At 41.4% G+C, this 24,055-nt stretch carries 16 protein-coding genes and 3 pseudogenes; 7 read left to right on the top strand and 12 right to left on the bottom strand.

The features are described 5' to 3' along the window. Positions 1-190: 190 nt before the first annotated feature. The 6 genes and pseudogenes from DP116_RS11550 to DP116_RS11525 form a co-directional block, all read right to left on the bottom strand. A pseudogene (locus tag DP116_RS11550) lies at positions 191-2,500 on the bottom strand (esterase-like activity of phytase family protein); the annotation flags it as partial. 690 nt (positions 2,501-3,190) lie between these two features. Beyond that, positions 3,191-3,970 (bottom strand): phosphate ABC transporter ATP-binding protein PstB, encoded by a 780-nt coding sequence (gene pstB / locus DP116_RS11545; protein WP_169155323.1) that lies wholly within the window; start codon positions 3,968-3,970, stop codon positions 3,191-3,193. A 49-nt stretch (positions 3,971-4,019) separates the two neighbouring features. Beyond that, the gene (gene pstA / locus DP116_RS11540) at positions 4,020-4,898 is read right to left on the bottom strand and encodes a phosphate ABC transporter permease PstA (RefSeq protein WP_169155322.1); all 879 of its coding nucleotides are present in this window, start codon (positions 4,896-4,898) and stop codon (positions 4,020-4,022) included. Positions 4,899-5,030: 132 nt separating this feature from the next. Beyond that, entirely contained in the window at positions 5,031-6,023 is a 993-nt protein-coding gene (gene pstC, locus DP116_RS11535) for a phosphate ABC transporter permease subunit PstC (RefSeq protein WP_169155321.1), read from the bottom strand. 86 nt (positions 6,024-6,109) lie between these two features. Next, the gene (gene pstS, locus DP116_RS11530) at positions 6,110-7,144 is read right to left on the bottom strand and encodes a phosphate ABC transporter substrate-binding protein PstS (protein WP_169155320.1); all 1,035 of its coding nucleotides are present in this window, start codon (positions 7,142-7,144) and stop codon (positions 6,110-6,112) included. 459 nt (positions 7,145-7,603) lie between these two features. Beyond that, positions 7,604-8,263, bottom strand: coding sequence for a MotA/TolQ/ExbB proton channel family protein (locus tag DP116_RS11525; RefSeq protein WP_169155319.1), 660 nt, complete (start codon positions 8,261-8,263; stop codon positions 7,604-7,606). A gap of 301 nt (positions 8,264-8,564) precedes the next feature. On the opposite strand from DP116_RS11525, the gene DP116_RS11520 reads away from it, so the two are divergent. After that, positions 8,565-10,073, top strand: a complete 1,509-nt coding sequence (locus tag DP116_RS11520; protein ID WP_169155318.1) for a UbiD family decarboxylase — start codon at positions 8,565-8,567, stop codon at positions 10,071-10,073. 241 nt (positions 10,074-10,314) lie between these two features. Next, positions 10,315-12,000: a tetratricopeptide repeat protein gene (locus tag DP116_RS11515; RefSeq protein ID WP_169155317.1), complete on the top strand. Its 1,686-nt coding sequence runs from the start codon at positions 10,315-10,317 to the stop codon at positions 11,998-12,000. Between the two features lie 138 nt (positions 12,001-12,138). On the opposite strand, the gene DP116_RS11510 is transcribed toward DP116_RS11515, so the two are convergent. Genes DP116_RS11510 through DP116_RS11500 form a run of 3 tightly spaced genes read right to left on the bottom strand, consistent with a single transcriptional unit; the run spans position 12,139 to position 13,694 of the window. Next, positions 12,139-12,438 (bottom strand): putative quinol monooxygenase, encoded by a 300-nt coding sequence (locus DP116_RS11510; RefSeq protein WP_169155316.1) that lies wholly within the window; start codon positions 12,436-12,438, stop codon positions 12,139-12,141. A 36-nt stretch (positions 12,439-12,474) separates the two neighbouring features. Next, the gene (gene mtnB / locus DP116_RS11505) at positions 12,475-13,125 is read right to left on the bottom strand and encodes a methylthioribulose 1-phosphate dehydratase (RefSeq protein ID WP_169155315.1); all 651 of its coding nucleotides are present in this window, start codon (positions 13,123-13,125) and stop codon (positions 12,475-12,477) included. 11 nt (positions 13,126-13,136) lie between these two features. After that, the gene (locus tag DP116_RS11500; RefSeq protein WP_169155314.1) at positions 13,137-13,694 is read right to left on the bottom strand and encodes a 1,2-dihydroxy-3-keto-5-methylthiopentene dioxygenase; all 558 of its coding nucleotides are present in this window, start codon (positions 13,692-13,694) and stop codon (positions 13,137-13,139) included. A gap of 474 nt (positions 13,695-14,168) precedes the next feature. On the opposite strand from DP116_RS11500, the gene DP116_RS11495 reads away from it, so the two are divergent. Continuing rightward, on the top strand, positions 14,169-16,361 hold the full coding sequence (locus tag DP116_RS11495) for a hypothetical protein (protein WP_169155313.1): 2,193 nt from the start codon (positions 14,169-14,171) through the stop codon (positions 16,359-16,361). Next, positions 16,354-17,373, top strand: coding sequence for an NAD(P)/FAD-dependent oxidoreductase (locus tag DP116_RS11490; protein ID WP_339381439.1), 1,020 nt, complete (start codon positions 16,354-16,356; stop codon positions 17,371-17,373). Before DP116_RS11495 ends, DP116_RS11490 begins: the two co-directional genes overlap by 8 nt. A gap of 151 nt (positions 17,374-17,524) precedes the next feature. Here DP116_RS11490 and DP116_RS30180 read toward each other — a convergent pair whose 3' ends face one another. Both DP116_RS30180 and DP116_RS30175 read right to left on the bottom strand, forming a co-directional pair. After that, positions 17,525-17,863 carry an NAD(P)H-dependent oxidoreductase gene (locus DP116_RS30180; protein ID WP_339381440.1) on the bottom strand — a complete coding sequence of 113 codons (339 nt, stop codon included), beginning with the start codon at positions 17,861-17,863 and terminating at the stop codon, positions 17,525-17,527. A gap of 53 nt (positions 17,864-17,916) precedes the next feature. Further along, positions 17,917-18,090, bottom strand: a complete 174-nt coding sequence (locus tag DP116_RS30175) for an NAD(P)H-dependent oxidoreductase (RefSeq protein WP_339381438.1) — start codon at positions 18,088-18,090, stop codon at positions 17,917-17,919. A 294-nt stretch (positions 18,091-18,384) separates the two neighbouring features. Between DP116_RS30175 and DP116_RS11480 the strand changes: the two are divergent. The 3 genes and pseudogenes from DP116_RS11480 (at position 18,385) to DP116_RS11470 (ending at position 21,579) form a co-directional block, all read left to right on the top strand. Beyond that, positions 18,385-18,983, top strand: a pseudogene (locus DP116_RS11480) (MiaE family protein). A gap of 24 nt (positions 18,984-19,007) precedes the next feature. Next, positions 19,008-19,533, top strand: a pseudogene (locus tag DP116_RS11475) (GNAT family N-acetyltransferase). Between the two features lie 630 nt (positions 19,534-20,163). Next, positions 20,164-21,579: a pentapeptide repeat-containing protein gene (locus DP116_RS11470; RefSeq protein ID WP_169155311.1), complete on the top strand. Its 1,416-nt coding sequence runs from the start codon at positions 20,164-20,166 to the stop codon at positions 21,577-21,579. Between the two features lie 647 nt (positions 21,580-22,226). On the opposite strand, the gene accD is transcribed toward DP116_RS11470, so the two are convergent. Beyond that, positions 22,227-23,186, bottom strand: a complete 960-nt coding sequence (accD, locus tag DP116_RS11465; RefSeq protein WP_169155310.1) for an acetyl-CoA carboxylase, carboxyltransferase subunit beta — start codon at positions 23,184-23,186, stop codon at positions 22,227-22,229. Positions 23,187-24,055: the final 869 nt, after the last annotated feature.

The following is a 24,055-nucleotide window of genomic DNA, read 5'->3' as shown; positions in this document are numbered from 1 at the left end:
ACTCTTCAGATTTTATCAAGATATCTTAATAATAGTCTTTCCAGTTTAAGTATCTAACTATTGACAGTAACTTTATTATCTGCTTTAGTTTTACTTCGTGGTAGAAAAACAGTTTATAAAAAATTGCCCCCACAGTTAAGGTGAGGGCAAACGAAAGTGGAAGTCGTGAAGCTTATGTTACAGATTTTGACTAAATAATATTCACATTAGTCAGCTGTGCCCAATTCTGAGTTCCTAGCAAGTCATGACCTTGGCTAATTGACGTGTTGTTGTCAAGTCCGGCAAGACCGACACGTGGGTCAAGGCTAAGAGGTTTTTCTAACCCTAGGAGGATGATTTCGTCATTGTCGATCGCAGGTGGTCGTCCCACAGAAAAAGGATAGTTGTTGTCATTGGCAACTAAGATAGTGTTTTTATCAATCACCAGCACATTTTCGATGGTTTGGAAGGGGAAGGTGAATTTTGTGCTGCCATCTTGATTTAAGTCATTTGGATCTTGAATGTTGAGTAGATCCGCGACTTCTTCTTTTGCGACGTATCCATTGGCATCTTTTTCTGAAAAGTCTACCTTGAAAATTTTCTTGAATTTAGCGGTGTCTGCTTGTCCGTTATCACGCTCAATCACTAAGTATTCATTATCGTTGACAACAGTGAAGTCACCAATCGCATAACTGGAGTTTTCAAGACGATAGTACCCAACTAGACCTTCATACTGTTTGCTTGCAACATCAAATTTATAAATTCGTAAGGCATCATTGGGATCACCGAGAACTGATCCTTCTAGCAGAGGATACAGTTTAGTTTTATCTGGATTAATTGCTAAGCCTTCAAAGCCCTTGGAACTGGCAAGGTTAGAGTAGGCAAGACCTGCTAGAACATCGGGGTTATCGGGCGATCGCACAAACTCACCAGTAATTTGGTCGCGGACTTTGTCTCCGGTACCAGCGAAATCAGTGAAGTAGCCATCGACCCCTAACTTGATAAACTGCTGGAACTCCAGTTCTGGGTTTTTGTTATAATCTGCTGCCAGATATTGACTTTCATTACGGAAGGTGTATGGATGCACCAGCAAACCTGCAGCATGAGCATCTTTTACTAGCGTTGTTGGAGGCAATGTGGTTTTGTCTGCGTCGTTGACTGCACCATCTCCATTGACATCATCTGCTTTGCCATCACCATCAGCATCAACACCCTTAACCGAGACAATCATCCGCTTCCAAGGGCCAATCCCATCCGCGTATGTGGCAATTTCTTTCAAACCCTCGGCAGTGCGTAAGTCACCATAAGTGCGAGGATCACCACTGACGACAAAATCGTAGGGTTGCTTCTCAATCAGTGTACCGTCCAAGCTAACATCTTCTGCATCCAATAATTGGATCAGCGGTACATCTATCTTCTGGTTGAGTTCTTTGAGGTTGCTGACCTCAAAAGACTGAATAAATACCCGAGTTGGGTCAGTGAAATCATTTTTTTTCAGAGTTTCAACCAGTGGTTCTTCTAAGGACAAGCCGACAGAATCGTGATAAGTGGGGTGCTTGGTTTCTGGGTAGATACCGATTTTTTGACCTGTTTCGGCTTCTACCTGCTTGACCAAATCAATGATTTCTTGAAAGGTGGGAATTTCAAATAGACCGTTATAGGATTGATCCCGGAAGGAAAGACGTTCCTTTGCTCGCAAAGTCTTGATTTCTTCAAGGGTGAAGTCATCGGCAAACCACCCTTTTTCGGTCACACCGTCAATGGTCTTAGTAGTGTAGCGATCGGCAAACTCTGGGTGAGTTCCCACGTCAGTAGTTTCTGTAATATTTACTTCATGACGAGCAATTAACACTCCATCCTTGGTCGAAACTAGGTCTGGCTCAATAAAGTCAGCCCCTCGCTCAATCGCTACTTTATATGACTCTAAAGTATGCTCTGGACGCTCACCAGCGACTCCTCGGTGACCAATCACAATGGGAGGTTGACCATTTAGGGTGTTAAGTTTGTAGTAATTGGGGGTAGAAATGGGAGCTTCTAATAATTGACCTGTCTTATCAACGTGTAGTAGGTATGGTCCAAATTCATCCCCAATCCAGATACTTTTATCAGAACCTAAGACGAAAGATTCTGTGTCAAAATCTGCACCTGTCAGCAGACGGTCTGTGGTACCTTCGTTAACGATTTTGAATGGAACTTGGTTATTTGGGTCAGATAGTTGAATAAAGTTGAGAACCTCAACACGACCATTACCCCCTTCTGTACCTTGAAAACTGGGGTTAAGGCGGTAGATTCGCAACTGAAAATCAGCACTATTGTTCTTTGCCCCAAAACCATTGTCCGGGAGGAACCAGAAAGTGTTTGCGTCAGCAAACTGCACAGCACTAAAGCCTTGAACAGGTTGTGTTAGAAAGGGTACTGTTCTGCCATTAGTATTGCCTGTAATAAAGTTTCCAGAGGAACGACCCTCAGCAAATGTATCTGCTGGTAGTGAAGCAAATCCTTTGAGTGTTACGTTTGCCATAGTTTTTCCCTAGTTTGTCGCAACTTACATTTCTTAAGCGGTAGATATACTATGTACCTGGAATTGGGTATTTATAGCGCTTACGGTGTTGCATGCAATACATATGTTTAGTGAAACTGCATGCACTTTCACATTCTTCGTGATGGTGTATGTGATTCAAATGAGAACCGCTATATTTACAGCACAAAAATCCAGATTTCCTCTCTTTTTTCCATAAATGCTTATGGGATACAAGCGACAGACATCTGTCAAGAGCAAGATGTACACAAAGCAAAAAATTTACATTCTGTACATCTCCATCGAAGTTCTCACATATAGGTTAAGAATAAGAAATGCTTTGATTAAAAATATTCTTTTTACCGAAATATAGAAGTTATACTCATTCGTCTGAATGACTGAGAAGTCTACACCTACCCGGCAAGAAAGTGTAGAAGTGTCACTCAAATAAAAACTTTACAGAGGTAGCAATAATTTCACAGTTTCACGTTGAAACGTGACTTAAAGTTGTGGGAATCTCAATATCACAGGTATTTAAAAGTGAGGAGCTAGCTTATCATCTGGGAACAAAAATAATATTAAAGTGATAAGCTTGTTAAATTTCTTGAAGATATAAGTAGATGAGCGTAAATAAACGCTTATTCTAGCTTATTTGACACAAACTAATCAATTTGTTGAATTTGGTTAAACTCTTTATCCGAAACGTCCAGAAGTGTAATCGCGGGTGCGAGAATCGAGGGCGTTGCTGAAGATTTGATTTGTTTGTCCAAATTCAACCATTTGACCAATTCGACTTTCATCAGTGCTGAAGAAAGCGGTAAAATCAGAAACGCGAGCGGCTTGCTGCATATTATGGGTCACAATTGCAATTGTCAGTTCCTCGCGTAAACTGTGGATGAGTTCTTCAATTTTCATTGTTGCAATGGGGTCAAGAGCCGAACAAGGCTCATCCATTAAAAGAATTTTTGGTTTAACAGCTAAAGCACGGGCAATACATAAACGCTGTTGTTGACCACCAGAAAGCCCTAAAGCTGATTTATTCAGTTTATTTTTGACTTCATCCCAAATAGCAGCACCTCGCAAAGCATATTCGACAATTTCATCTAATTCTGCTCTGGGACGCCATCCAGCAATTCTTATACCGTAAACGATATTATCGTAAATGCTTATGGGAAAAAGGTTTGGCTTTTGGAACACCATACCTATTTGGCGGCGTAGCCGATTTAAGTTAACACGAGAACTGTAGATATTTTGACCATAAAATTCTACGCTGCCATCTACTTTTACTGGTCCTTCTAGTTCACTAATGCGATTTAGGCATTTAATGAATGTAGATTTACCACAACCACTAGGACCAATAATTGCGGTGACTTGGTTCTCGTAGACATCCATTGTTACGCCTTCCAGTGCTTTGGAAGTGCCGTAGTAGAAGCTGAGGTTCTTGACTTTGATGGCTGGGTTTAACTTGCTCATATTGTGTTATGTACTACAACAATAATTCACAACATAACTTCAGTTGTGATTAAACGTTTCTCTTCCTTGTGAAAACACGAGAGAGAATACTGATTAACATAATTATCCCGACTAAAACAAGAGAAGCAGTCCAGACTAATGCTGTTTTTTCTGGCGAGGGATCGTTGTATAAGTTGAAAATTAACACCGATAACGAAGCTGTTGGACCGAATAAATCGCTTGACCAATCTAAACTGAACAAAGCAGTAAAAATTAAGGGTGCGGTTTCACCAGCAGCACGGGCTACGGCTAACAAAACGCCTGTAGTAATTGCAGGAATTGCTGCGGCGACAACAACCCGAAAAGTCGTCTGAAAGCGAGTCCCTCCTAAAGCGGCTGATCCAAGACGTACGGAAGTGGGAATAAGTTTTAGAGCTTCTTCTGTTGTCAATACGATAACGGGGAGCATGAGAACAGCTAATGCAAAACCACCTGCGATCGCACTAAATTGCTTAGTTATCAATACAATAACAGCATAAGCAAAAACACCGACAACTATTGAAGGGACTCCAGTAAGGATAGATGCAACAAAGCGAACAGCACGACCAATGCGATTTCCTTTACCAATTTCTGAGAGAAATATGCCTGTCATGACTCCAGTGGGAATACTAAACAGTGCAGCAATGATTACCATTTCCAGAGTACCAACAATCGCATTCGCAAATCCATCGTTTATAACTGATGTCACAAACATAGATGGTTTGATGCTTGTTATACCCCGCCCGATAATTTCCCACAATAATGACAGCAAAGGAATCAGGGCTAAAGCTGAGAGAAAAAATGCTACTACAGTCATTCCATAGTCAAATATCATCCTTACAGGTGATAAAGGACTACATATTTCTGCTGCCACAGATTTATCTGTATTAAACTCTTGATGACTGGTCATATCCCTTACGCATTTACATCTTCAAATGATTTGGTAACTTTGGCGTCTACCTTTGGAAATAGACTACATAGGACATTTTATCAGTGTTTTCCACTATTAATATATGTCCCTAGTGTCTTAAAAATTAGCTTTCTATTTCCCCTTGCCACCAACAAACTGTACAATCACCAAAGCAAGAATATTTACAACTAAAGTCACAGCAAACAGAATCAAGCCCAAATATGTTAAAGCACCAATGTGCAATGGATCTTGAGCTTCAGCAAATTCATTGGCTAACACAGAAGGAATTGAGTAAGCTGGATCGAGTAGTGACGGACTAATCTGAGCCGAGTTACCAATCACCATAGTGACAGCCATTGTTTCTCCCAAAGCTCGCCCAAGAGCAAGCATTGCTGCACCTACAATTCCAGAAAATCCAGCAGGTAGTATGACTCGAAAAATGGTTTCCCAACGGGTAGAACCAAGAGCCATTGAGCCGCTTCGTAACTCTTTGGGAACAACTAACAAGACTTCACGACTAATTGCTGCCATCGTAGGCAAAATCATAATCGCAAGAATTATGCCAGCAGTCAATATATTAAACCCAGCAGGACCTGGTGTATGAAATAGTGGTATCCACCCAAAGAAGCTGGATAGCCAAGTTTGTAAAGGTACAAGAGCTGGAATAAAAACAAAAACACCCCACAAACCGATAATGACGCTAGGAATAGCAGCGATCAGCTCAACGATAAAAGCTATGGTGGTGCGTGCTGAAGGAGGAATAAAATTTTCACTCGTGACTAAAGCTACCGCTATCCCTACTGGTACGGCAAACAACATGGCGATCGCGCTACTGACCAAAGTGCCGTAAATATATGGCAAGGCACCAAAAACTAAATTACCTGTATCCCATTGTTGATTCCACAAGAACCCCAGTCCAAACTTTTCAATAGCTGGTAGAGCTTTTTGGAAAATTATCAAACTCATCCAAAATAGGACTATCACCGTTAGAGCAGCAAACACATAAACTAGCCATGTAAATCCTTGGTCTATCCAAAAATTTTTTCCACTGCTGGCTGTTATGTCTATACTTTCATCAATCAAACTAGGTTGATTGCTATTAGCTGGTTCAAAAGAATTTGCCATTACTAATCGGGAAACTAAATTATTTTCATGACCTAATGGTGGGCAAATAGCCCACCCTGGTAGAGCAAAAAGTGTGAGATGACAGATTATTTGATGCTGTTGACCGTTTGTATGACCTTTTGAGCCACAGGAGCTGGAATGCGAGAGTAGTTCAGGTCATCATTAATTTGTTGACCATCTGTTAGCACCCAATTCAAAAAGTTCTTCACAGCAGTTCCTTTCGCAGCATTGGGATAACTCTTATAAACTAACAGCCAAGTTAGACCAACGATAGGATAACCTTGTGCTGGATCATCAACAAAAACCCGGAAATTGTCTGGAAAATTTACAGTTGATAAAGCTTCGTTCGCAGTCTGTAAAGAAGGAGCTACAAACTGTCCTTGCTTGTTCTGTACCTGTGCTACTTTGAGCTTATTTTTCAATGCATATTCATACTCAACATAACCAATAGCACCTGGAGTGCGAGTTACTGAAGAGGCTACTCCTGGATTGCCTTTTGCCTTAGTGACATTTGGAATAGTCCAATTTGGAGATTTGCTGACACCAATTCGTCCCTTAAAATAAGGACTTATGGAATTCAAATGGTTCGTAAAAATGAAAGAGGTACCACTACTATCAGCGCGAACAACAACTTTAATCGGCTGACTTGGTAGATTGACACCGGGATTATCAGCTTTGATTTGAGGGTCGTCCCATTTAGTAATTTGACCAGAAAAAATTGCTGGCAATGTTTTGCGGGACAATTTGAGATTATCTATTGGAAGATTGTGAGCAATTGCAACAGCACCGCCTGCAGTCGGTACGAGGATGACACCATTCTTCACTTTAGCTATTTCCGCATCGGTCATCGCAGAATCGCTAGCACCAAAGTCAACAGTACCGGCAATAACTTGATTCACACCAGCGCCGCTACCAACGGCTTGATAGTTAACTCCTAAGTCTGGATACTTCTTTTTGACTTCACGAGCGTAACGTTCGTAGAGCGGAGCTGGAAAAGTTGCTCCCGCGCCATTGATGGTTTCTGCTTGGGCGATCGCTGTAAAAATCGGTCCCAAAGTAACAGCAGCCATGATAGCTGAAGCACTCACTACACGATTCAAAACGGTAGTTGAAAATGTCATCTTGCCTCGTTCTTAATAAGAAAATTTTTGTTGATTAACTCTTCCGCAAATAACCTACTATGTTCAGAGTTAATCGGAGGTTAAGTTTATTTTAACAAAAAATTAAATGTTTCTTAACATCTGTTTAAAAGGGATTAGAGACACAGATGATTAATCTATAGAATTCTTATTTTATTTTTGAACATAAACTGTACCTAGCTGAGCAAAAATTAAATAGGAATTCTATAGTAGTTCTAAATTATTCGTGAACAACAAGATAAGATTCCCGACAACTTTGGCTAAGTCGAGAATCTTAACATGCTGATTTTTACAAATCAAATATGATGACTATCTTCATCAATATTAAAATATATTTTTTTAGATATAAAATATCTCTTGAAATATATATTTTTTAAATATGATTTAGAAAATATTTTGACCTTGTGATCAAAAAAAATTCAAACTAATAACTAATATCAATTAATTATTAGTTTGAGTGTTTGTTTGAGTAGAAGGTTCATACCAGTATTGCAAGTAAATAAGCTCTAGATCGTTGCCAACTTGAGAAAAAAAGCCCATTTGCCGCGCTTGCAAACATAGAAAAAGTCGGAAAAAGATAAAAGCAAAAACTGCTACAGCTATTGCGGTTGTAGAGCTAAATAGTGCTTGAGTAAGACCAAGCGTCACTGTAGATAAATCAGTAATATTGAAAGAATTAGTTTTAAGGTTAGTGAAAGTGGTGACTAAACCCTCAGCTGTACCTAATATACCTAGCAAAGGGGCGATCGCTACCACACTTTTCAGGAGCATACCGCCCTTGCGCATTTCCACGAATTCTCTATCACAAGCGGCTTTTATTGCCAAATGAAATGTCTCAGGAGAGGGCTTTTTTAGTCTTAGTGGTTCCACTAAAAAGCGACCAATGGCTAAAACTTGAGCATTTTCTGCAATTTCTTCTGCTTTTTCTAAATCTACTTTTGCTGTTGTCAAAACCTCACGCACGACTTTTTTTTCTTGAACGATTAGCCTCAACCAAAACCAACTACGTTCCAATATGCATACTGAAGTTACTGTAAATAAACCCAACAAAGCCCACATAACAAGACCGCCTGCTAGGAAGATGTCGTATGCTTGAGTCATATTTTCATCAGGTAAACGTTTCTTGGTAAAAATTAATGCATATCTTGGTTAGAATATCCGAATTCATTATTTTTGTTAATAGGTAGTTAAGGCAAGTTATTGTCCTTGAAAGGAGATGAGGTCGTGAAGTCATGCGGGGCGTCCAGAGTCCAAAACTGAATCAATGGAAACTCTAACCCCATTCAAGGGGCGATGGGAAAATATCGGTGGGGATGACTACTTGCACAATTTTCCTTTTGACACATAACTCATAATATTAGAAGAGCGCCTCACACTTCTTAAATATTAATTTTTTGGAACGATGGCAAGAGATTTACGGGGATTTATCAAAATTCTGGAAGAAAGAGGACAATTACGGCGAATTTCAGCCATAGTTGACCCAGATTTAGAAATTGCTGAAATTTCTAACCGGATGCTGCAAAAAGGTGGTCCAGGACTTCTATTTGAAAACGTCAAAGGCGCTTCCTTCCCAGTGGCGGTAAACTTGTTGGGGACAGTGGAACGGATATGCTGGGCGATGAATATGCAGCATCCACAGGAGTTGGAGGAATTAGGGAAAAAGTTGGCAATGCTGCAACAACCGAAACCACCCAAGAAGATTTCTCAGGCGGTAGAGTTTGGCAAGGTGCTGTTCGATGTCTTAAAGGCGAAACCAGGACGGGATTTTTTCCCTGCTTGTCAGCAGGTGGTCATTCAAGGTGACGAGTTAGATTTTAACAAGTTACCTTTGATACGCCCTTATCCTGGTGATGCGGGCAAAATTATTACTCTGGGACTTGTGATTACCAGGGACTGTGAAACAGGGACACCGAATGTGGGTGTGTATCGCCTGCAACTACAATCAAAAAATACGATGACTGTTCATTGGTTGTCGGTGCGGGGTGGGGCGAGGCATTTACGCAAAGCAGCAGAACGTGGGAAGAAATTAGAAGTGGCGATCGCCCTCGGTGTAGATCCCCTCATTATCATGGCAGCTGCCACACCGATACCTGTAGACTTATCAGAATGGTTGTTTGCTGGACTTTACGGCGGTTCAGGCGTACAGTTGGCAAAATGTAAAACAGTAGATTTGGAAGTCCCAGCAGATTCAGAATTTGTTCTAGAAGGGACAATTACACCAGGGGAGATTTTGCCAGATGGTCCCTTTGGCGACCACATGGGTTATTATGGCGGCGTGGAAGATTCGCCCCTGATTCGCTTCCATTGCATGACGCACCGCAAAGACCCAATTTATTTAACCACATTTAGCGGGCGTCCACCGAAAGAAGAAGCGATGATGGCGATCGCACTCAACCGCATCTACACCCCCATTTTGCGACAACAAGTTTCAGAAATTGTCGATTTCTTCTTACCAATGGAAGCTTTGAGTTACAAAGCGGCAATTATATCTATAGATAAATCATATCCAGGACAAGCGCGACGGGCAGCTCTTGCTTTTTGGAGTGCTTTGCCACAGTTCACCTACACCAAGTTTGTGATTGTGGTAGACAAAGATATTAATATCAGAGATCCGCGTCAAGTTGTGTGGGCGATAAGTTCTAAAGTTGACCCCACCCGAGATGTGTTTATTTTGCCAAACACACCGTTTGACAGTTTAGATTTTGCCAGCGAGAAAATTGGTTTGGGCGGAAGAATGGGAATTGATGCAACCACAAAGATTCCCCCAGAAACTGAACATGAATGGGGTGCACCTTTGGAATCAGATCCAGAAGTCGCAGCGATGGTTGAGAGGCGTTGGGCGGAGTATGGTTTAGGTGATTTGCAGTTAGGGGAAGTGGATCCGAATTTGTTTGGTTACGATGTGAGGTAATATCCTACTGCTACAGAAAATCTAGACAAAGCTAGACATTACTTGACGTTTCCACGGGAGCATTTGATATTAATACTTACCAGACAACACTACTCTCCACATTATTAGCCCCCTCTTCGCTTGCGGGGAGGGGGTTGGGAATGGGGTTCTATGGGTTTATGTTGCATTAAATACAACTTAGACAACTTTTCGCTAATTTGTTATTTTAATACAATAAACAAAAAGATTCGCAGAATTATAAATGGACTGGATTACCTTACTGCGATCGCTACAATCTGATTTCATCAAGAGGTTAACATCTGGTTGTCTGCTGCATTGTGAAACAGAAGGGCAATATAGCGAGTTAACAGTCATCTCAGGCGAGAGGTTAAAAGCACTACGAGAATTTTGCTGGCAGATGGCTGAGAAATATAAACGCACTTCACCAGTCCGTGATGTTTTTATCAGTAATTTGAAAGGAAAATTAGGTGAAGAAGTTGTCAAAGAACGTTTGGCTGCTTTCGTGACTGAAGTAGATTATGAAAAACGATTCGGCATTGGCGATGGCAAAGTTGATTTTACGCTGACTTTTGACCCCTCAGTTGGTATTGCAGTTAAATCTCGTCATGGCAGTCTTAATAAAGTCAGATGGTCAATTAATTCAGAAGAAGTCCAAAAAAATGCCGTTGTTGTCTGCATATTCATTCAAGAGGAAGTCAATGAGGCACAACCTGAATATCACCTTTTCTTCGCTGGTTTTCTTCCTACTCAAATGATTAAGCTGAAGACCGGAAAGATTTCATTTGGGATAGAACAATTACTGTATGGAAGTGGTTTACGGTGCTATTTACAACAGTTAGAATCCTTAACACCAGTCAACTCTCATAACCAAAAATCTCAATTGGAAAAATCTAACCCTAAGCAGGAAGCCAGCTATCAGCAACACAAGCAACACTTTACTAAAACAAACTTTTCTCCTGAACAACAGCAACCCAGTTATCAGCTACACAAGCAACAGTCTCTCAAAACCAGCTTTTCTCCTGAACAAAATGATTATCCCCGTTTCCATAATGAAGATTTAAATCTGCTTTCTGTCAAACTCGGTGATGAATGCTTTGAGAAAGAACAGTACAACGCTGCAATTAATAACTATAATCAAGCTTTAAAACTGAACTCTAAAGATGCTGAGACTTATTACAAACGTGGTTTGGCTCGTTATCATCTAAGAGATTACGAGGGAGCAATTGCCGATTACGCTCAAGCAATACAAATTAATCCTTATTACGGCAAAGTTTACACGAAAATTGCCTTAGCTCGATATCACCTAGGAGATTACGAAGGAGCAATTGCGGATTATACTCAAGCAATTAGAATGAATCCTAATGATGCAGTAGCTTACAGAAATCGTGCTGATATTCGCTATGAACTAGGTGATTATCAGGCAGCAATTGAAGATTATAATCAAGCCATCAAGATTAATCCAAATAGTTCAAATTTGGCAAATTCAAAGAAAGCTATTGAGCTTTTTAGCCAGTCCATTGAACTAAAACCTAATGATATTAACAGTTACAAAAATCGTGGTAATTCTCGTTTTGATTTAGGAGATTATCAAGGAGCAATTGAAGATTACACACAGGTTCTTAAGATTAATGCTCATGACATTGATGCATATTATAATCGTGGTCAGGCTCGTTGTCACTTAGAAGATTATCAGGGAGCAATTGAGGATTACACCCAGATTATAAAGAGAAATCCCAACGATGCTGACGCATATTACCATCGAGGTCATGCTCGTTATAACTTAGGAGATAAGCAGGGAGTTGTTGATGATTTTCAAAAAGCAGCAGACCTTTATCGGAAAGAAGGTAAATTAGAAGAGCATAAAAAGACACGAGAAAAAATTTTAGATTTAGAAATAGAAGAATCGTTAGATATTTTAAATTTTTAAAAACCTCTAGTAGAGGTTGAGAATTGAGTAAGAAGAAGAAAAATAAATCTGAAGTGGTTGCACTTAGTGTAGGAGATGTCACTTGTCAAGAATTATCTTTTCCAACTTTCAAACCCACATTCCGCACCTTGTAGTCGGCTAAGCCAATACACTATAGCGGCGGATATCAGGTTCTGCAGCAAGCAAACTCGCCAGTTTAGCACCTGCTTCGTTAAGATGGGGTGTCGCTAAATGTGTATCAAGAGCATCATCAGAAGCCCATTCTTCTACAAAAGTGAAGTCTGTTGGGTCAGACTGATTTTGTAGCAATTCATACTTGATAGAGCCTGCTTCCTGTCGAGTTGGCTCAATAATCTCCAGCAGCACAGCTTTCACAGTTTCCACCTTTTCAGGTAAAGCAATAATCCGGGCAACAACGCGAATAGTTTGATGAGTCATTGGTCAAATGTCAATTGTTTTCTTTTCCTACTTTTTCTATTCCCTCTCCTCGCCGGCACGGCAAAAACCCGTACCTCTGGCTGCAACCATGTAGCGGAAAATGTATTCCACTAACTCAATGTAATTACGGGCAGTTTTTGCAGAAGGTGCCCAAATGGTAACACCGTGGTCACGGTTAAGTAAAGCGCTTAGTTGTGGAGGAATTGTTGTAAAACGCTCTTTAATCTCATCTGCAATACAGGAAACCTGTGAATGGTTGGCAAAGATAGACATAGCGCAATCAGGATTCTCTTGCCAGATTCCCAGTCCTTTAAGCATCTCGAACGGTGGTAGGGGCAAGGTATCTCCTTGAACAAAACGAGAAACCAAATTTGCTTCTACTGAGTGAACATGATAGCAGCTTCTAGCTTCAGGGAATAGAGTATAGAGAGCCTGGTGAATGACAGTTTGAGCTGAAGGCTTCACATCCGGCGAAGGTTTCTCTACCGTACCATCTGCATAGATACGTACAAAATCACCAAGTTCTAATTCTCCTTTAGACCGACCACTAGCTGTAATCCAAAAGCTATCATCAGGTAGACGAACTGAGAGATTTCCCGCAGTCCCCACCATCCATCCTTGTTGGTAGAAGTGGCGGGCAGCTAAGATGAGTTCAAGGCGAGGATCAATGAGCTTTGGGCTATTCATTGTTTCCTCATCTATACTTGAGTCACAACCTGACGAGTATGAATTTCTCTACCCGTATATTCGGGAGTCCAACCCTCACTTCCAGTGAAATAACGTACTGCTTTAACTCGCCGCGCTGGAGTTAAATAAAACCAATGTTCAGTTCCCGCAGGCACATTGATGTACTCTTCGGGGTGTACTGTGAGTTCTACTTGGCTATCATCAGGTCGGACAAAACCAAAAATGGCTTCTCCATCAATGATGTAACGAACTTCGTTTTCTGAATGGGTATGGATTTTGTCAAACTTTGTCAGCATGGTATCAAGGTTCGGGATTCCTGGATGTAGGACAATTAAGTCGCGTGTTTGATATCCTGCTGTTTGTTGCAGTTGCTCGAAATATCCATCCAGAAATGTTAAGACTTGTTGTTTTTCATCTTCATTGAGGCTATCTTGTGATAGCAGTTCACGCAGCTGTTGACTCTCTCCGACAGCCCAGCGATTAAGTTGAATATTTAGAGGTGCTAGTTCGCGGGAAATATCTTGCAAATCAGTGTATCGTGTCCCATCTTCCAATTGTAGAATCGCCATATCTCACCTCGCGCAAAGATATATATCCTACGGTATCTTATGAGCGACGCGGCGCGTGCGTTTGCCCCAAATTTTCGAGTTAGGGAGAGAGTTTTTCTTTAGAAAACCCTCTAGGCGAACAAGGCGATGCTCCGTTCGCGTAGCGTGTCCTCCGGACACAGGGAGCCACCAAAGGTGATCGCGAATAAAGTTGAATTGGTATTTCACTGTCTTACCAATATGATTTATCTATCAAAGTTGTAGCTTCACCATTAAAACCCCTAAGAATCAGTTATCTTTGCAATTTTTCTGGCATTTTTCCTATTTCTATCCGAAAGTGCATAAGTTGATTTTGTTTACATTTAATAAGTCAAAGCAAAGTTTTCCTTGGTTAACTTTCCTTCCACAAATCAGGTACCTATTACTGAGTAATTGAAATTTTGTCAAGACGTAAGTCCTCGTCTTATATCTGAAAACAAGGAGTTTATTTCAGTTATGTCCTTAATTGAAGATGTCAAAAAAGTGTGCGATCGCCTAGCTCCTCTTGGCTGGCGCGACTTACTTCTCGCTCATGGAGTTGATATCACAGCAGCTAATCTTAAGCAAGAATTAACAAAGGAACTGCCAAATATCAACAGAACTATTAAAGGATTTGAAGATTTTGCTTTTGAAGGAAAAAGGGGAATAGAATCAGGAAATCCGGCTCGGAGTTTACTGTTTCATGCTTTTGCTTCACCCAATGTTGTGAGTGAAAACCTGAGGGAATATCCGACGCTAGGGGAAATTGAAGTTATTGAAAATTATGTTTACGGCGTGCAGCCCCCTTCGTTGGAAGATTTGCGAGTTCGGGCACAGGGACAACTTTTAGCGATTGTTGTATTTGCTTATGAATATCGTCCTGCATCTGAAACTGTTCAGCGTAAGCATGCTGATTTGTGTTTTTCGCGTACTGGTGTGGCGCGTGTAGGAACAGCCCAAGCACTGTATGACACAAAACTTCGTGGATTTTTACCCTTCGTTAAGGAAGACTCACAACTTTTTCGCGTTTTACCAGCTCGCTATTCTGCCTATATTGCTGTTCAACGCAGAGGGAATTCAACTACCTTCGGTCCATTGCGCTTTCAAAATGGAGATGATGGCAGACTTTTCTGGGTTCCTCTGCACAAGCTGTTCAACGGTAAAGAATGTATTCGCAATTTAGATTTACAGGTGACACTTAATGCTCGCCATATCAATGAAAAACTGCGGCGGGTTCATTTAGTTTTGAAAAACACAGGATGGGGTGAACCAGACATTAGTAATCCGCCATTCATTTTTTCAGATGGCATTGCTGAATTGACAACAAAGCCGGAATTTGGTAATGGACTTCTAGTTCCAGTCGTTCAGAAGAATCTAGTTGAAGCTGCGACTTATCAAGGAAAACCACTCACATTTAAAGTTCCACCAAACAGCGAAACTCTATCCTCCAGCTTAAGCATTTCTGCAGATAGAACAACAGGGGCAAGACGTGCTCCAGAATATGTTCACGCCCGTCACAAATTCTCCAATGGTCAAATCGAAAATCTCAATAATCTCCCAAATGTCACAGAAGTTGTACAAAAGGGTGATTATAATGCCCTTCACTACGTTGACTTCACAGGTGATGGATCGATTGAAGCAGTCTGTCCACAGTTAGCAGTAGCAATTCCGCGCCGTGTTCCTGCTTATTCGCTTGTAACAGCACCGGATTTCTTTCCCAATTGCGATCAGCGAGAGCTATTGGAATGGACTCAGCAGTCGGTACCTACCGCACTTAGACAGAATCTCTGGCGAGTTCCCCCAGAAACCCTATCAGACAATCGCTTCGCTCCTAATCTTCAGTTAAAGAATGCTAATTTCCGTCCAGAAGATAAAACCGTAACTGCAATTGTCTGTTTACCCCTAAGTGGTTCGGTAAAACAAATGCCGTTGGATGGCTCCCCAACAATGCGACATGCCTATCTTCCAGATGGAGCATCTGGGGTGTTTGCCCCTGGTTGGGATATCAGTTTTGACACAGTTAACGGAGTAGAACATTTAGCAGCTTATGGATTAGGCAGTCCTTTTCCAGAAGATTCCAAACTGTGTGCAGCACTCAGTACATTTTGGCCCGCAGTCGCTCCCGATGCGACACGGACATTTGCGCCTAATCCCTCATGGCCCACAGTCAGCCCTCTCACGGATGAAGAAATTGGTCAGGTTGGTAACCTCGCGTGGGACGGTATCCCTGGTCCGCGTCGAGTCACAAGGAACGGCAAAAACTTTATTGAGTATACAGATTTTGCCCATGCAGATTATGTAGAAAATTCTGTGCAAAAGAAATTCTCGTTGTCGCTAACAGGTAAAGTTGATGTGCGTGAATATGAAGCCAGAGTTTTGGCGATGGCAAATGTTTACCGCGTTATCCCTGAAGCAAGAAGTCAATGGAGTGTATTTTCGTTCCGTCAAGTGCAGCCAACTGATTCAGAATTGCAACAGGCACAAACTCAAACAACAACTAGACTTGCTGGTATCATCTATCGGTTTGAACTGTATCGTTTTGGAAATTCATCGCCAAATCCAGATGATTTTCGCAAACAACTGGTTGAAATTCAAGAAACCGCAACGCTTTTTGTCACACCCCTCAACATTTTGTTGAAACGTAACAATGCTGCTTGGAGACGTGTCTAATTCTGATGTGCTAATTATAGGTAGCGGACCTGCGGGATCTGCTGCTGCGATCGCCTGCGCTCAAAGGGGTTTACGAGTTATCCTCATTGAGCGCGAGCAATTTCCACGCTCTCACCCCGGTGAAACTCTGCACCCAGGTGTAGAGCCGCTTTTGAAGCAGTTAGGTATGATCGAGCCAGTGCTAGACGCTGGCTTCCTACGCCACACTGGAAACTGGGTACAGTGGGAAGCCCAGAGGCATTTTGTCCCCTTTGGAGAAGACGATTCCGGCGCGTGGCTGGGATTTCAAGCCTGGAGAGCCGATTTTGATACTATTTTGCTTAATCGAGCAAGAGCTACGGGTGTTGAGGTTTTGCAGCCATGCCAAGCTTTGCGTTTGCTTGTGGATGGGGATAGAGTGGTTGGTGTTGAGACAAGCCTTGGAACTTTGAGAGCATCTAAAGTGGTTGATGCTACAGGAAGTCATCATTGGTTAGCTCGACAATTACAAGTGCAAATCAACTATCATTCTCCGCGTAGAATTGTATACTACGGTTATGCTTGTGGAGAATGTCCAGTGCGGGATGATGCTCCAGCGATAATTGCGGACTCTGGTGGCTGGACATGGACTGCTAGAGTGCAACCTCAACTTTACCAGTGGACGCGCCTATCGTTAGTTGATCAGAAAATCCCAAAAGACTGGCTTCCGGATGAATTCCACGGACTTAAGATTCATCAGAAAATGCAGGCGGCTGATGTCACTTGGCGCATTGTTTCGCAACCTGCGGCTTCTGGTTACTTCATGGTTGGGGATGCGGCGATGGTTCTTGATCCCGCATCCAGTCATGGGGTGCTCAAAGCAATCATGTCTGGGATCATGGCAGGACATTTATTAACAGCTGAACTTTTGGGTGGTCTTAGCCCCGCACAAGCAATTCACCACTATTGCCAGTGGATTCATAATTGGTTTGAGCACGATGTAGAGAAGCTGAGCAAACTCTATGCCATCCTGCCAAACTCTAAAAATTATTAGGACATGATATAGTCCTTGCCAAAACGTCCGCTAATATAGCGCTTCTCAATTGCGTGCAATGCGTAATGTAGAGACGTAGCATGCTACGTCTCTACATTATACCAGGTTTGATGTGTGATTCACTACTCAGTAGTAGGAAAACAGTGATAAATTAATTTGCAGAAGCCAATTCTTTGACATTGGGTTGCAAACTCTTCACAGATTCTGCAAACTCATTGAGAGCTTCCTTCAATCTTTGGTCAATTTCCTCATCAAATTGAAGGCTGCCATCTTGTTGTATTTGCAGTTGTTTGTCTACTGCATAAACACCGCCCAAGACGAACCGTGCTTTTAACTCGGACAACACAGGTTTCAGGGCATAATCAATTGCCAACAAATGAGCTAGAGTCCCACCAGTGGCAATAGGTAACACGACTTTCCCTGACAACGCTCTTTGAGGTAGCAAGTCTAAAAACGCTTTGAGAACTCCCGTATAAGCTGCCTTGTAAATCGGAGTGGCAATAATAATACCATCTGCCTTTTCTATCAGTGCTTTTGGTTGTTCTAGATCTGGCTATCGTAACGTCCATAGGCTAGAACTTCAGCAGGGACATCACGAACAGAGATAATATCTGTTTGGAAGCCCTCTTGCTGCAAAATTTTAGTGGAGTGTTCCAGAAGGGTGTAGGTTCTGGAAGGATGAGATGGACTGCCAGCAATTGCTATGATGTTAACCATATTTTTTGAACCGATACTTTTTCGCTAACGTTTGTTAACAAAAATATAAGCTGATAATAATCTTCAGCCAAGGGACTGCGTATCTCATTCTTTATACTACGGCAATTATATCAATTAACCGTTTTTTTTGGAATCTTAAGATAAAATTGTTGCACGTCCTGTTAAGTCTAGCAAGACTTTTTTATGAAAAATAGGTTTGGACGTTAAATCCTCTGCGACTGGATATTCTTGGCTTGTTGGGGCGATCGCTAGTACCTAATATTGAATATGTAGAGTATTTTGTAGTTCCTAAACGTGCTTTCATCTGAGTTACCAACGATCAACGCCCTCAAAACACCCACAAGTTTTGCTTGGGTGGAACAAGCAATCTCTAACCTAGACACCATTCTCCTCGATCACTCCCAGTGCGAACGTAAAGCCGCAGGAGTCGCTTTGAACATGATATTTCGCTACCCTTCCAATGCGAAAATGGTGCGGGAGTTAACCAAAATTGCCCGTGAAGAACTAGAACATTTTGAATTGGTCAATCAATGGCTGGAACGTCGAAATATCCCTTTGCGTCCCTTACAACCACCTCCCTATGGTGCTGGTTTAAAGGCGGAAATTCGCCCCAAGGAACCTGAACGGTTTTTAGATTCCCTGCTGGTAAGTGGTTTAATTGAAGCTCGTAGTCACGAAGGCCTTGGGTTGTTAGCGGCTCATTGCCCAGAATGTGATTTAGCCAAATTTTATCACAGCTTGATGGCATCTGAGGCACAGCACTCTGGAATGTACTGAGTTTTTTAGATACTTACCTAGACCGTGAAATTGTCAGACAACGGTTGGATGAGTTAGCGGTTGTTGAAAGTCAATTGCTAGCAAATTTGCATTCAGAACCTCGCATTCACAGCTAAAAGTACCAAGAACAGATATTGAAAATGAAAAATTACTACAAGGATTTTCTCATTCGTGACTGGGAGGAAAGGGATCGCACCTGGGCTAGTGAAGTTATCCAGTCTGTATTATCAGAATATGGTTTGGGTTGGGAAGCGAACCGTGCAGATCGAGATGTGCTGCAAGTGGAAGAATGCTACTTAGCAGTTGGGGAAGAGTTTTGAATTATTGAATACCAAAATAAACTTGTAGGTACTGGGGGATACTATCCTATAAAACGAGGGGAAAAAGCTGTAGAAATCCGCCGCAAAATGTATCTTTTGCCTCGCGTTAGGGGTATAGGATTAGGAAAATATTTGCTACAACAATGAGAAACAGCGATGCTCCTTTAGGAGCCACCCCTTTGGGGTGATCGCATATCGTGGTTTTGACCAAATTTGGATAGAAACTGCCAGTGTTTTGACCGAAGCAGTCAAACTATATGAAAGCAACGGGTATCAGAAGGCAAATGGTGTGAGAACAGCTCGTTGCGATAGAGTTTATGTAAAATCGCTACGCTCTAGTCATTAGTTATTTGAACTTTGTTAAGTGCGTACTCCTACGACATAGTTTGAATGCATTAATTTGAGCATAGCAAGCGAGACATAACCCTCACTTAGCATGCACCGACTCTGAGTCTTAAGCTCTAAAAAAAATACTCCGAAATCAGTCTCTAGCTTTCTCTATACTTTGTCTTTTTGCCTTTTTTGGCAAAAAAGTCAAGTTTAAAAATGAGAGACAATTGCTAACTTTATACAATCTTTATAATGTAAAATATCTATACAAAAGCGTATACTTAGACAAAAGTATTAAGAATCACTACTTGATTCTTAAAGATCTGATTTGCAATTCTCACTTCATCTATGGAGTATGGAGAAACATTAAAATAAATGAAAATAGGAATACAAAAAATCTCTCTTGAGAGGGTTGCATTCTTTATCAAACTAAATTAATAATAAGTATTTTAAACCAACTTCAGGGATAGTCATCGGACAACTTTTTGTAAAAAAATGGAACCACTTTAGGCTGCCATTGATTTTTAATAACAAGTTGCTACATCTACCATTATCTCGTCAGATGTTGAAATTTACCAGACAAATGCTATAACCTTTTTTCCTGTAATCTACCTAAAATTTCTGTGTTTTGAGGGACACAAACATTATGTCTGCTAAAAAGACAGACGTACTCAGAAATTGGTTGATAGTAGTAGCAGCAATGTTTATATTATCACCAATAGTATTTTTCATAACATCTTCCAAAATGGAAGAGTTATCAAATCAACAAAAAATCGAAAATAGAACTCAAGTTTTATCAACGACTGCTACCTTTTTCTTAGGATTAGCAGTGATGATTCATGCATATGTGGTAGCCAAACGAGCGCAAGCTCTTCAAGAAAGTGCGATAAGCCAAAGGCTTGACGCAGAGCGTATCGCAGCCCAAAAGAGCAATGAAATTGCAATAAAGAATGTTCATCTAGCCGAAGAAAGGCTGATGACAGAACGCTTTATGGCTGCAATTACGACTCTTGGGCATCAAAGTGTTGCCACACGGACGGGTGCAATTTATGCCTTGGAAAGAATTGCTCAGGATTCTCCTCAACAATACTGGATAATCATGGAAATTCTCACAGCTTTTGTGCGAGAGAATGCTGCTGGAAAACCCCAAAATGAGCAAATTCAACAGACAGCAAGAATTGCTACAGATATTCAAGCAGCTTTGAGTGTCATCGCCAGGCGTGATGCCCAAAAAGACCAGCCAAATCAGAAAATTGATTTGCGCTATGCTGATATGAGTGGAGCAGACTTGCATAAAGCCAATTTGCAACAAGCAGACTTACGAGGAGCTAACCTCTGTCAAGCCAATCTACAAGGAGCTAACTTGTGTGAGGCAAATTTGGATGGTGCTAAACTCTGTGGGTCAATTCTATATGAAGCCAACTTGCAATCAACAAATTTAACTGATGCTAACCTCTGTGGGGCAAACCTCAATTGTGCTCAAGCTTATGGGGCAAACTTACGTAGCGCAAATCTTACAGGAGCAACTTTGCGTGGAGCTAATCTACAAAGAGCCAATTTATATAAAGCCAATTTGCAATGGTCTAATTTAAAAGCTGCTAACTTACAAGAGGCAAAGCTGTTTTTAGCTAATTTGCAAGGAGCAAAGTTGGGTAAAGCCAACTTGCAAGGAACGGGTTTGATTGGAGCCAATTTGCAACAAGCAAACCTTAATGGAGCAAATCTGCAACAAGCAAACCTCAATGCAGCCAAACTACAACACACAGAAGTGTTTTTTGCCAACCTTTCTGAAGCAAGCCTTAGAGAAACTGACCTCTGTGGAGCAAATCTCATGGGAAGCAACTTACAAATGGCAATTCTCTATGAAGCAAATCTCTGTGGGGCAAACCTCATGGGAGCTAACCTTAACATGACAAACCTAAGTCATGTCAAACTGGAAGGGGCAATCTTAACAGGAGCTAAAAACCTGAAACTGCATCAAATTACATTGACAGAGGGCGATCTTAAAAATCGCTTGCCAGAAAATGTTCAATCACCAGGGGATAGGACACTGATTAGTTAACTAACAGCAAGTTGTAAGCATAATTAACTGCCTGATAATTCATTTGCATTTCATATGCAAACAGGGTGCTTTCCTACTTTTCAATACACCAAAAGTGACCGATCTCACTAAAGTCTTTTGCAGCTACCTATTACAGAAAATTTTAGTTATTCAACTTTTTCATTGCACTTTATATTTTTATATTTATTTAAGAAAAATGAACAACACATAAATCAGAATATCCCCACACCCTATAGGGAAATCCAAAATTGTGAATATGCTATTTGGGCATATTTTAACTTTTGAATAGACCTCTTGCAAAAATATTTCAGCGATAAGCTGAATCGCCCTGCTGCGGCAGGCTTTGTCTGTACAGCCAAACTACTCCCGTGCCAAGATGTGTCTATTGTGCTCCAGTTTCCAATACAAGTGCGCAAGTTCTACTAAGCATCAAAAGAGCGAGGCTAAGAACTATTCCCCTAGCCTTTCATCTCTTCTAGGGAGGGCGATCTTCCAAGAGGAGAACCCAAAGCCCTTGTTCACAGAGGCTACCCTTTGAAGGGGGGCGTTGTGTTCCACTCGTGGCAGACATATCGTAAGTCATTGGTGTGATTCAAAATCACAAATTTTCGACTTTTGCAACAAGTCTAATATTTGAGAGGGGATGGTTATTCAACACTGGTAGAACTCAAAGTTCTTGTCTCCCAAACCACCATATTATTATGAGTTGTCGTTGGTGTAGGTGGCTGGTGTAAGGCAATCAACTGTGCTAATGATTGTTTTAGCTGAGTACGAGGAACAATCTCATCGACAAAGCCGTGCTTGAGTAAATCTTCCGCAGTTTGAAACTCCTCTGGAAGTTTTTCCCGTAAGGTTTGCTCTATCACTCGCCGCCCAGCAAAACCAATAGTAGCCTTTGGCTCTGCTATGATAATATCCCCCAACATGGCAAAACTAGCAGTTACACCACCTGTGGTAGGATTTGTCAAAACGGGAATGTACAGTAGCCGCGCTTGTTGATGACGCTGCAAAGCTGCAGAGATTTTCGCCATCTGCATCAGCGACAGCATTCCTTCTTGCATCCTAGCGCCACCAGAGGTACAAACAATAACCACAGGATATCGTCGTTGAGTAGCTTGTTCAATCAGGCGCGTCAGTTTTTCTCCGACGACAGAACCCATACTTCCTCCCATGAACCGGAAGTCCATAACGCCAAGACCAACGGATAAACCATTTATTTGGCCAAAACCAGTTTTAACCGCGTCTACTAAGTTCAGTTTGTCCTGGGTTTCCCGCAGACGATCAATATAAGGTTTGCGATCGCGAAACTGCAGTGGATCGGTAGGACGCAAATGCTCATCTATCGATCTCCAACTGTTCATATCAATCAATTGACGGATGCGCTCATCGCTATCAACTCGATTATGATGTCCACACTCAACACAAACCATCTGGTTTGCTCTCAAGTCTTTGGTATATGTCAACACACCACAGTTAGAACATTTATGCCACAGCCCATCGGCAATTTCGCGTTCTTGGGGTTCCAGGATGGTAGATCCTGACTTGCGTCGATTTGCAAACCAATCTAATAAAGATTTTAAACCGCGTGATTCTTCGTTGTTCGCCATTTGTATCTTATCTTACGTGGATAGTATGTTGAAAATAGATCAAACCGATGCTGTCAAAGTCTTAGTTTTTTATCATGACTCCTTTGTCCATATTAAGGATGAATGACTCATAACTAATGACAACATATTCAAAATTGTCTTGTAAGCAAATGAAACCATATTTTAGATCTTTGGTTGTCAGCTTAACGAAAATACGTAAACCAATTCAAGTCTCTTGCTCGCCTTTTGGGAAACTTAAAAAGTAGCAAAGCAGTCCATTTCTCTTGTAAATGTACCTGCAAAGCTGCACCAAGTCCCTGCCCACAAGTAGGATTTCACCCCCTAAATCAATAATATTTGTTGGTATGTTAGGAAAGGCAAGCAGTCGTTGCATCAATTTTGCGCGTGTTAAGAGTACTCGCTATTAAGAGGATCATCCAACTCACCCTGCGGGTAGTCTCAGGTGCCTAACGCTACGGCTTTTGTGCCAGTGCACGCGCAGCCTGTTTGGAGAAGATCCGATACATCTGTGACTAATGTTACAGCTATCGCTTCCAAGTTCTGCGCTGGCTTGCGCGAACAAAACTGATACGTTACTTTCAATGGTGTTCGCATGATTGCGTGCGCTTGCGCTTACACCAGTCTACAAGGTGTGGTCAGCCAGCCTAGCAGGTTGAATTCACAAGACGATGTTATCAAAAGCTTAAAGATAGTAGTGGTGATTAAATCTACAATTCTAGTGTATCTGCAAGTAGAGCTTGACTAAATAGCCAAATACTTTACTAAACTCTTTCATAATTATTCATAAAGAGAAGTTTGACTTGTTTGTAGCTTTCTGATACTTTAGTGATAGTGCTGAAAACCAAAGCCCAAAATCATCTGGTTTGTAA

The sequence above is a fragment of the Brasilonema bromeliae SPC951 genome, assembly GCF_012912135.1.
In the GTDB taxonomy this organism is placed as follows: Bacteria; Cyanobacteriota; Cyanobacteriia; order Cyanobacteriales; family Nostocaceae; genus Brasilonema; species Brasilonema bromeliae.
This window is presented reverse-complemented; position numbering and strand designations above follow the sequence as displayed.

Coding starts and splice junctions, on each gene's coding strand:
- pstB (WP_169155323.1), bottom strand. CDS start 3,970: ATGAGCAAGTTAAACCCAGCCATCAAAGTCAAGAACCTCAGCTTCTAC.
- pstA (WP_169155322.1), bottom strand. CDS start 4,898: ATGACCAGTCATCAAGAGTTTAATACAGATAAATCTGTGGCAGCAGAA.
- pstC (WP_169155321.1), bottom strand. CDS start 6,023: ATGGCAAATTCTTTTGAACCAGCTAATAGCAATCAACCTAGTTTGATT.
- pstS (WP_169155320.1), bottom strand. CDS start 7,144: ATGACATTTTCAACTACCGTTTTGAATCGTGTAGTGAGTGCTTCAGCT.
- DP116_RS11525 (WP_169155319.1), bottom strand. CDS start 8,263: ATGACTCAAGCATACGACATCTTCCTAGCAGGCGGTCTTGTTATGTGG.
- DP116_RS11520 (WP_169155318.1), top strand. CDS start 8,565: ATGGCAAGAGATTTACGGGGATTTATCAAAATTCTGGAAGAAAGAGGA.
- DP116_RS11515 (WP_169155317.1), top strand. CDS start 10,315: ATGGACTGGATTACCTTACTGCGATCGCTACAATCTGATTTCATCAAG.
- DP116_RS11510 (WP_169155316.1), bottom strand. CDS start 12,438: ATGACTCATCAAACTATTCGCGTTGTTGCCCGGATTATTGCTTTACCT.
- mtnB (WP_169155315.1), bottom strand. CDS start 13,125: ATGAATAGCCCAAAGCTCATTGATCCTCGCCTTGAACTCATCTTAGCT.
- DP116_RS11500 (WP_169155314.1), bottom strand. CDS start 13,694: ATGGCGATTCTACAATTGGAAGATGGGACACGATACACTGATTTGCAA.
- DP116_RS11495 (WP_169155313.1), top strand. CDS start 14,169: ATGTCCTTAATTGAAGATGTCAAAAAAGTGTGCGATCGCCTAGCTCCT.
- DP116_RS30175 (WP_339381438.1), bottom strand. CDS start 18,090: ATGGTTAACATCATAGCAATTGCTGGCAGTCCATCTCATCCTTCCAGA.
- DP116_RS11470 (WP_169155311.1), top strand. CDS start 20,164: ATGTCTGCTAAAAAGACAGACGTACTCAGAAATTGGTTGATAGTAGTA.
- accD (WP_169155310.1), bottom strand. CDS start 23,186: ATGGCGAACAACGAAGAATCACGCGGTTTAAAATCTTTATTAGATTGG.